This is a genomic window from Pseudomonas agronomica (assembly GCF_025917275.1).
Lineage (GTDB): Bacteria > Pseudomonadota > Gammaproteobacteria > Pseudomonadales > Pseudomonadaceae > Aquipseudomonas > Aquipseudomonas agronomica.
This window is the reverse complement of the sequence record NZ_JAOSHO010000201.1, coordinates 1-8,886: the sequence shown is the minus strand read 5'-3', so window position 1 is coordinate 8,886 and position 8,886 is coordinate 1. Positions and strand designations below refer to the sequence as shown.

Annotated in this window: 7 protein-coding genes; 1 reads left to right on the top strand and 6 read right to left on the bottom strand. The window is 62.1% G+C overall.

The window, feature by feature from the left end; genetic code table 11:
- Window positions 1-14: 14 nt before the first annotated feature.
- The 6 genes from leuD to xylA form a co-directional block, all read right to left on the bottom strand.
- A complete protein-coding gene (gene leuD / locus OC610_RS15525; RefSeq protein ID WP_264428840.1) occupies window positions 15-620 on the bottom strand; it encodes a 3-isopropylmalate dehydratase small subunit in 606 nt (201 codons plus the stop codon).
- Between the two features lie 3 nt (window positions 621-623).
- A complete protein-coding gene (gene leuC / locus OC610_RS15520; protein WP_264428838.1) occupies window positions 624-2,045 on the bottom strand; it encodes a 3-isopropylmalate dehydratase large subunit in 1,422 nt (473 codons plus the stop codon).
- 155 nt (window positions 2,046-2,200) lie between these two features.
- The gene (locus OC610_RS15515; RefSeq protein WP_030140558.1) at window positions 2,201-3,337 is read right to left on the bottom strand and encodes a sugar ABC transporter permease; all 1,137 of its coding nucleotides are present in this window, start codon (window positions 3,335-3,337) and stop codon (window positions 2,201-2,203) included.
- A complete protein-coding gene (xylG, locus tag OC610_RS15510; protein WP_264428835.1) occupies window positions 3,338-4,894 on the bottom strand; it encodes a D-xylose ABC transporter ATP-binding protein in 1,557 nt (518 codons plus the stop codon). It lies immediately after the preceding gene.
- Window positions 4,895-5,051: 157 nt separating this feature from the next.
- The gene (gene xylF / locus OC610_RS15505; protein ID WP_264428833.1) at window positions 5,052-6,053 is read right to left on the bottom strand and encodes a D-xylose ABC transporter substrate-binding protein; all 1,002 of its coding nucleotides are present in this window, start codon (window positions 6,051-6,053) and stop codon (window positions 5,052-5,054) included.
- A 148-nt stretch (window positions 6,054-6,201) separates the two neighbouring features.
- Window positions 6,202-7,518, bottom strand: coding sequence for a xylose isomerase (xylA, locus tag OC610_RS15500; protein WP_264428832.1), 1,317 nt, complete (start codon window positions 7,516-7,518; stop codon window positions 6,202-6,204).
- Between the two features lie 154 nt (window positions 7,519-7,672).
- Between xylA and OC610_RS15495 the strand changes: the two genes are divergently transcribed.
- Window positions 7,673-8,851 (top strand): XylR family transcriptional regulator, encoded by a 1,179-nt coding sequence (locus OC610_RS15495; protein ID WP_264428830.1) that lies wholly within the window; start codon window positions 7,673-7,675, stop codon window positions 8,849-8,851.
- Window positions 8,852-8,886 lie beyond the last annotated feature (35 nt).

Sequence of the window (8,886 nt, the reverse complement as noted above, 5' to 3'; positions counted from 1 at the left end):
AGTCCTTCCTTGCGCTACAGCCAAGGATTATCCGCCAGGTGCCGGCTCTCGAAGCGGCGAATCTGCTCCGCTCGTTGAAGCGTCGTGCCAATGGCATCCAACCCGAGCAGCAAGGATTGCTTGCGCAGCTCATCAATCTCGAAGGCAATCGTCTCGCCGTCCGCCAATCGGATCTGTTGCGCCGGCAGATCGACGCTGATGCTGGCGGTTTCGGCGCGGCTGATCGTTTGTGTGATTTTCCTGAGCTGCGCTTCAGGCAGTTGAATCAGCAACACCCCGTTGCGCTGGCAATTGTCGTAGAAGATCCCCGCAAAGCTGCTGCCGATGAGCGCCCGGATGCCGATTTGCTTCAGGCCCCACACCGCGTGTTCCCGGCTTGAGCCGCAGCCGAAATTCTCACCCACCACCAGGAACGTTGCACCGCGCCAGCCAGGTTTGTTGAGCACGAATTCAGGGTTGGGAACGCCAGCCTCCAGCCACATCAAGTCAAAGAACACGCCACGGTCCAGCCCGTTGCGGTCGATGCCCTTGAGGAACTGCTTGGGCATGATCACGTCGGTGTCGATGTTGGCGGCCAGCAGCGGCGCGGCGGTGCCGCGTACGATGGTGAAAGGTTGCATGCTTCAGGCCTCCGGCAACAGTGGACGAACGTCGGTCAAGTGACCGGCAATCGCGGCGGCGGCCACCATGGCCGGGCTCATCAAATGGGTGCGGGCGCCGGCGCCCTGGCGTCCTTCGAAGTTGCGATTGGTGCTGGAGGCGCAGCGATCCCCGGGGGCCAGCACGTCATCGTTCATCGCCAGGCACATCGAGCAGCCGGATTGACGCCATTCGAAACCGGCGTCGCGGAATATCGCCGCCAGGCCTTCTTCTTCGGCCTGCTCACGGACCAAGGTCGAGCCGGGCACGATCATCGCCCGCACGTGGGCGGCAACGTGCTTGCCCTGTACGACCCGTGCCGCATCGCGCAAATCTTCGATCCGCGCATTGGTGCACGAGCCGATGAAGGCATGGTTGATCACCACGTCGGCGAGCGGCATGCCTGGCTCAAGGCCCATATAATCGAGCGCGCGCTGCAGGCCTTGGCGCAGGATCAGGTCGGGTTCTGCCGAAGGGTCAGGTACACGACTGCCAATCGCTGCAGCCTGATCAGGGCTGGTGCCCCAAGTGACCATGGGCTCCAGCGCACCGACATCAAGCAGCACTTCCCGGTCGAAGACTGCACCTGCATCGCTGTGCAGCGCTCGCCATTTGGCCACGGCCCGCTCCCACAACTCGCCACGGGGCGCGCGCGGTTTGCTTTGCAGGTAGGCGAAGACCTTGTCATCCGGTGCCATGAACGCACCCCTCGCGCCCGCTTCCACGGCCATGTTGCATATCGTCATCCGGGCTTCGACACTCAGGGCGGTGATCGCCGGGCCAGTGAACTCGATGGCATAGCCGGTGGCGCCCGAGGCACCGATTCTTCCAATCAGCGCCATGATGATGTCCTTGGCGGTTACGCCTGCGCCGAGCGTGCCGTTGACCGTGACGCGCAGGGTTTTCAGGCGCTTGTAGACCAGCGTCTGCGTCGCCAGTAAATGCTCGATTTCAGACGTGCCGATGCCGAAGCCAAAAGCCCCCAACGCACCGTAGGTGGTGGTGTGGCTGTCGCCCGCGGCCACCACCATGCCCGGCAGGATGAAACCCTGCTCAGGGGCGACGACATGCTCGATGCCCTGGCGTTTGTCCAGCACATCGAACAGCTCGATGCCGAAGTCGCGGCAGTTTTCCGCGAAGTACGACACCTGCCGGGCGCCGCCGGCATCCGGCATGGCTGCGATACGCTGGGGCGCCGTCGGGTTGACGTGATCGACCACTGCAAGTGTCGCGCTCGGCCGCCAGACAGCGCGGCCGGTTTCGCGCAGGCCGCTGAAGGCTTGTGGGCTGGTGTATTCGTTGGCGACCTGGCGATCGATGTACAGCAGCACGTGGCCCTGGTCATCCAGCGAGCATACGGTATGGCTGTCGATGTGCTTCTGATAAAGCGTTCGGGGGCTGTTCATGCAGGCTCTTCTTCATTCCTGGCGGGTCTGCCCACAGCATATTGACTGCCGATATCCCATCAAGCGCCCAGGAGTGAAGGCGTTGCACACGGATTGTGACCAATCATGACGGGCGAGCGGGGCGCCCATCCCTGGCCGCCCCGCATCGGAGTGGATCAGCGTCGTGCGGTGCGAGTGCTGACGTCCACCCACACGGCCAGGACCAGGATGCTGCCCTTGACGATCATCTGCCAGTAGCTGTCGACGTCGAGCATCGACATGCCGTTGTCGAGGCTGGTAATGACCAGCGCCCCCAGCAGCGCGCCGTAGACCGTGCCGGAACCGCCGCGCATGGACGTGCCGCCGATGAAGCAGGCGGCGATGGCGTCCAGTTCGCCCATGTTGCCGGCCGAGGGCGAGCCAGCGGCCAGGCGCGCGGTGTTGACCATGCCGGCGAGGGCGCACATCACGCCCATGATGCCGAAAATCCACAGTTTCACCGCCTGCACGTTGATCCCGGACAGGCGCGTGGCCTCCATATTGCTGCCCACGGAGTAGACGCGCCGGCCGAACACGGTCTGGCTGGTCACGTAGCTGAACACCCCCAGCAGGACCAGCAGGAGCAGGACCGGAACCGGAATCCCGTCGTAGCTGTTGAGCGTGTAGACGAACCCGGCCAGCACCGCGCCGATCAACACCACCCGCACCACGTCACGCACCAGTGAATGAGCTGCCAGACCGTGGAGGGCGCGATTGCGGCGCTGTTTCCAGGTCAGGAACAGCGTCAGCGCGAACAACAACACGCCCAGGCCCGTGCCGACCGCGTGGGGCAAATAACCCTGGCCGACATACACCAGCTCCGGTGACACCGGGGCGATGGTGGTGCCGCCGGTGATGCCCAGCAGGATCCCACGAAACGCCAGCATGCCGCCCAAGCCGACGATGAAAGAAGGGATGCGCAGGTAGGCGGTCATGTAGCCGTTGGCCAGGCCGATCATCAGCCCGCACAGGACGACCAGGCTCAGGTTTGCCAGCAACGGAATGTGATAGACCACATCCAGTATCGCCGCCAGCCCGCCCAGCAAACCGAGCAATGAACCCACCGACAAATCGATCTCGCCGCTGATGATCACCAGCACCATGCCGCAGGCAAGAATGCCGGTGATGGACATCTGCCGCAGCAGGTTGGAGAGGTTGCGCGGGGTCAGGAAGCCGCCCTCGGTCTGCCAACTGAAGAACAGCCAGATAACCGCCACGGCGATCACCAGGGCGAGCATTTTGTAGCGGGTGAAGACTTGTTTGACCTGATTCATCTACGCGGACTTCCGATCATTGTTGTTATTGCTTTCGGGATGGCTGAGCGCGGCGGCAAGCACCTGTTCCTGGGTCAGTTCCTGATTGATGAAATCGCCGCGCAGTTGCCCCTCGCCGATCACCAACACGCGGTCGGACACCCCAAGCACTTCGGCCAGCTCCGAGGAGACCATGATGATCGACACGCCTTCGGCCGCCAGCGCGCCCATCAGCTTGTAGATCTCGTACTTGGCGCCGACGTCCACGCCTCGGGTGGGCTCGTCGAGAATCAATACCCGGGGCTTGGTCAGGAGCATCTTCGCCAACACGGCTTTCTGCTGGTTGCCACCGGAAAGGCTGGTGATTGGCAGGAATGGGCTCGCGGTCTTGAGGTGCATGCGCGAAATTTCCCGGTCGATGCTGCCCAGTTCGGCTTCGGCGTCGATGCGGGTCATCTTCGAGAAGTTCTCCAGCACCGCCAGGGTGATGTTCTGGCCGACGCCGAGGTCTGGGATGATGCCTTGGCGCTTGCGGTCCTCGGGGACCATGCACAAGCCGGCGCGGATCGACTTGAGCGGCGTGCTGCTGTCGATACGCTGCCCTTCCAGCCAGACTTCCTCCTCGTGGCGACCGGGGTAGGCACCGAACAGCGCTGACACCAGCTCAGTGCGGCCGGCGCCGACCAACCCCGCGATGCCGAGGATTTCGCCGCGCTTGAGCACGAACGAAATGTCATCGACCCGTTTGCGCCTGGGGTTGTCGACGTCGTAGCAGGTGACGTGGCGCGCCTCGAAGATCACCTCGCCGATTTCATGGGGTTCGGTGGGGTAGAGGTTGCTCATTTCCCGCCCGACCATTTGCGTGATGATCTTCGGAATGTCCATGTCGGCCATGGCGGTGGTGGCGATGTGTTTGCCGTCGCGGATCACCGAGATGGTGTCGCACACGGCGGCCACTTCGTCGAGCTTGTGGGAAATGTAGACGCACGCCACGCCCTTGGCCTTGAGCTCACGGATGATGTCCAGCAGCACTTCGATTTCCGAACGAGTCAGGGCCGAGGAGGGCTCGTCGAGGATCAGCAGGCGCGCCTGTTTGTTCAGGGCCTTGGCGATTTCCACCAATTGCTGGTAGCCACCGCCGTACTGCGAGACCGGCAGCGAGACGTTCATGTCCGGCACCTTGAGTTCACGCATCAAGGCTTCGGCGCGGCGGATCATCGCCGGGTAGTTCATGCGTCCGCCGGGCAATGTCAGTTCGTGGCCCATGAAGATGTTTTCGGCCACCGACAGGTCGGGGACCAGGGTCAATTCCTGATGGATGATCACGATCCCGGCGGCCTCGGTTTCGCTGATCGATTGCGCCTTCAGCGGCTGGCCGTCCCAGAGGATTTCACCCTCCCAGGTACCGTAGGGATAGACCGCCGAGAGGACTTTCATCAAGGTGGATTTGCCGGCACCGTTCTCGCCGCAGAGGCCGACGCATTCCCCCGGCCTGACCTTGATGTCGATGCCGTTGAGGGCTTTGACACCGCCGAAGGTCTTGACGATGCCGTTCATTTGCAGCAGGTATTCGGACATGGCGAGGGCTCGTATAAAAAGGCTCCGGGCATCACTGAACTTGTGGGAGCGAGCTTGCTCGCGATGGCGATGGTTCAGCTTGCATCAATGTTGGATGTACTGCCGCTATCGCGAGCAAGCTCGCTCCCACAGTTTTTCGTTTGATTGCCTGGTCAGGTCACTGCCCGGCGATCTGCGCCTTGGTGTAGAACCCGTCCTTTTCCAGCAGGTCGATGTTGTCCTTGGTCAGCGCAGTAGGCGTGAGCAGGATGGTGTCGACCTTTTTATTGCCGTTGTCGTACTGCGAGCTGTAGGTGGGTTTCTCGTTACGCGCCAGTTGCACCGAGAGCTTGGCGGCTTCAGAGGCGATCAGTTTCAGCGGCTTGTAGACCGTCATGGTCTGGGTGCCGTCGAGCACGCGCTTGACCGCCGCCAGGTCGGCGTCCTGCCCGGAGATTGGCACCTTGCCGGCCATCTTCTGCGCGGCCAGGGCCTGGATCGCACCGCCGGCGGTGGCGTCGTTGGAGGCGACGATGCCATCGATCTTGTTGTTGTTCCGGGTCAGGGCGTTTTCCACGATGCTCAGGGCTTCGGTGGGGTTCCATTCCTTCACCCACTGCTGGCCGACAATCTTGATGTCGCCCTTGTCGATGGCCGGTTGCAGCACCTTCATCTGGCCTTCGCGCAGGATCTTCGCATTGTTGTCGGTCGGCGCGCCGCCCAGCAGGAAATAGTTGCCCTTGGGCGCTGCCTTCAACACACCGCCGGCCTGCATCTCGCCGACTTTTTCGTTATCGAAGGAGATATAGGCATCGATGTCGGCGTTGAGAATCAGCCGGTCGTAGGACACGACCTTGATCCCGGCCTTCTTGGCTTCAGCGACGGCATTGGTCAGCACGGTGGCGTTGAACGGCACGATGACGATCACGTCGACGCCACGGGAAATCAGGTTCTCGATCTGGGAAATCTGCTTCTGCTCGTTGGCGTCCGCCGATTGCACGAAGACCTTGGCGTCGAGTTTTTCCGCCGCCGCGACGAAGTAATCGCGGTCTCGCGACCAGCGTTCCAGGCGAAGGTCATCGATGGAAAAACCGATTTTCGGGTGGGCGGCGTCGGCCATGACGGGAAGCGACAGGAGGGCGAGCGCGCCGGCGAGCAGGGTACGTTTGAATGTTTTCATGGTGGTGCGTCCTTTTATTGTTTTTTGAAAGACACTGCCTGACGATGAACGTGATGCCGGTAGAACTGTAGAGCGTTGCTTGGCGTTGCGGGCACAGATTTGTCGCGCGAATGTAACAGCCACCCCGTGCCCGCAAAATCGTCCGCTGTCATGAGTAGATGAAGCGATTGACGACGTTTTCGAGCATCTCCTGCCGACCGCTCACCGCTTGCGGATTCAGCTCGTTGGTGAATGCGTGTTCGGCCAGGGATTCGAGACTGTAGTCACCCGCGAGCAAGGCCTTGCCGAACGGCTGCTGCCAGCCGGCGTAGCGCTGGTCCTTGAATTTCTGCAACTGATCGTCCTGCACCATGGCGGCTGCGCGCTCCAGGGACAGGGCGAGCACGTCCATGGCCGCGACGTGGCCGTGGAACAGATCGACACCGTCGACGCTCTGGCGACGGACCTTGGAATCGAAGTTGAAGCCGCCGTTGCCGAAGCCCCCGGCCTTGAGGATTTCATAAGTGGCCAGGGTCATTTCCTCGACGCTGTTGGGGAACTGGTCAGTGTCCCAGCCGTTCTGCGGATCGCCCCGGTTGGCGTCGATGCTGCCGAAGATCCCCAGGGAGACCGCCGTGGCGATTTCATGGTGGAAACTGTGTCCGGCCAGGGTCGCGTGGTTGGCCTCGATGTTGACCTTGATCTCCTTCTCCAGGCCGAACTGCTGCAGGAAGCCGAACACCGTGGCGGTGTCGTAATCGTACTGATGCTTGGTCGGCTCCTGGGGCTTGGGCTCGATCAGCAGGTCGCCCGTGAAGCCGATCTTGTATTTGTGCTCGACCACCATGCGCATGAACCGGCCCAGCTGTTCCCGCTCACGCTTGAGATCGGTATTGAGCAGGGTTTCATAACCTTCGCGACCGCCCCACAGCACGTAGTTGGAACCCTTGAGCCGTTGGGTGGCGTTCATGGCGCTGAACACCTGCGCGGCGGCACAGGCGAAGACCTGCGGGTCCGGGTTGCTGGCGGCGCCGGCGGCGAAACGCGGGTTGCTGAAGCAGTTGGCGGTGCCCCAGAGCAGCTTGATCCCGGTCTGTTCCTGGTGACGCTCAAGGTGATCGATCATCTGCGCGAAATGGTTGCGGTATTCCTTGAGCGATTGGCCTTCCGGCGCGACATCGGTGTCGTGGAAGCAGTAGTAATCAATGCCCAGCTTGGAGAAAAACTCGAATGCCGCCTCAGCCTTGCCGATCGCCAGCTCCATCGGATCGCCGGCGTGCTGCCAGGGGCGCTTGAACGTGCCGGCACCAAACACATCGGACCCTGGCCAGACGAATGTGTGCCAGTAGCAGACAGCCATGCGCAGGTGTTCGCGCATGGGTTTGCCTAGCACGATCTTGTCGGCATCGTAATGACGGAAGGCGAGCGGTGAGTCGCTGCCTGGGCCCTCGAAGCGAATGGGCTGGACATTGGGGAAGTACGGCATGGACGGTTTCCTTTTTATTCTTGGCGGTGCCCTGATACTAACGCCGGCCCTGGGCCTGCTGATTATGAAAATCACCAAAGGACAGTTCGATTTTGAGTATTGAGATTCGCCGCTCGCACGCCTAGTCTCTGTCCACCGGCCCAGGGTTCACACAATGAAAATAGTCCCGCCCGTCCACCGCATCGCCCTGTTGTTCAACGGCAGCAAGATCTACGACCGTGGCATCATCAGCGGCATCGGTAACTACTTGAGCAGTACCCGCGCGTCCTGGGACCTGTTTCTCGAGGAAGATTTTCTCTGTCGGTTGAAAGGGATCGAGCGCTGGCAGGGCGACGGGATCATTGCCGATTTCGACGACCCACTGATTGGCGAGGCGCTGGCCGGGATCAAGATGCCGGTGGTGGCGGTGGGCGGCTCGTACCAGGACGAGCGCGCTTATCCCAAGGGCATTCCCTATGTCGCCACGGACAACCATGCGCTGATCAAGTTGGCCTACGAGCACCTGATCGAAGCCGGTTTGACGCGATTCGCCTGCTTCAGCCTGCCGGAATCCCAAGCCAATCGCTGGGCCCAGGAACGGGAGAAAGCCTTTCGCCGATTGATGCAGCGCGATGGCCTGCAGGCCGAGGTCTATCGCGGCATGGGCACCAGTGCGCCACTGTGGGACAGCGCCGTCGAGCAGCAGATCGCCTGGCTGCAAAGCCTGCCCAAACCCATCGGCATCATCGCCGTCAGCGACGCGCGGGCCCGGCAGTTGTTGCAGGCTTGCCTGACCGCCGGCATCGCCGTGCCGGAGCAGGTGGCATTGATCGGCATCGACAACGATCCGTTGACCCGCAGCCTGACCCGGGTACCGCTGAGCTCGGTGGTGCAGGGCACCGAAACCATGGGCCGGACCGCCGCGCGACTGCTCCACCAGATGCTGCATGGGATGCCGTCCACGGGCACGCAAGTGCTGATCCCGCCGGAGGCGATCAACGTGCAGGCGTCGAGCTTGCACCAGCCGCTGGGCAATCCTTATGTCATGCAGGCCCTGTTGTTCATCCGCCAATACGCCTGCCAGGGCATCAAGACCGCCCAGGTGGCGGCGTATGTCGGTGTGTCGCGTTCATCCCTGGAAGCGCATTTTCGCAAGGCGCGTGGGTGCAGCGTCCACGACGAAATCCTGCGTTTCAAACTGAAGGCGGCGGCCAGCGGCTTGGAAAACACCGATTCGGCGATCGCCGATATCGCCCGCAATTGCGGCTTCAAGTCGGCGCAGTACCTGCACACGGTGTTTCGTCGGGAGTTCGGTTGCACGCCCCGGGAATACCAACAGGGCACAAATGGATGAGCGAACGGCACCGGCCCTGCTCCCGCTCGGCTCTG

Excerpts from the sequence above, each read along its gene's own strand:
- leuD (WP_264428840.1), bottom strand. The coding sequence starts at position 620 with ATGCAACCTTTCACCATCGTACGCGGCACCGCCGCGCCGCTGCTGGCC.
- leuC (WP_264428838.1), bottom strand. The coding sequence starts at position 2,045 with ATGAACAGCCCCCGAACGCTTTATCAGAAGCACATCGACAGCCATACC.
- OC610_RS15495 (WP_264428830.1), top strand. The coding sequence starts at position 7,673 with ATGAAAATAGTCCCGCCCGTCCACCGCATCGCCCTGTTGTTCAACGGC.
- xylA (WP_264428832.1), bottom strand. The coding sequence starts at position 7,518 with ATGCCGTACTTCCCCAATGTCCAGCCCATTCGCTTCGAGGGCCCAGGC.
- xylF (WP_264428833.1), bottom strand. The coding sequence starts at position 6,053 with ATGAAAACATTCAAACGTACCCTGCTCGCCGGCGCGCTCGCCCTCCTG.
- xylG (WP_264428835.1), bottom strand. The coding sequence starts at position 4,894 with ATGTCCGAATACCTGCTGCAAATGAACGGCATCGTCAAGACCTTCGGC.
- OC610_RS15515 (WP_030140558.1), bottom strand. The coding sequence starts at position 3,337 with ATGAATCAGGTCAAACAAGTCTTCACCCGCTACAAAATGCTCGCCCTG.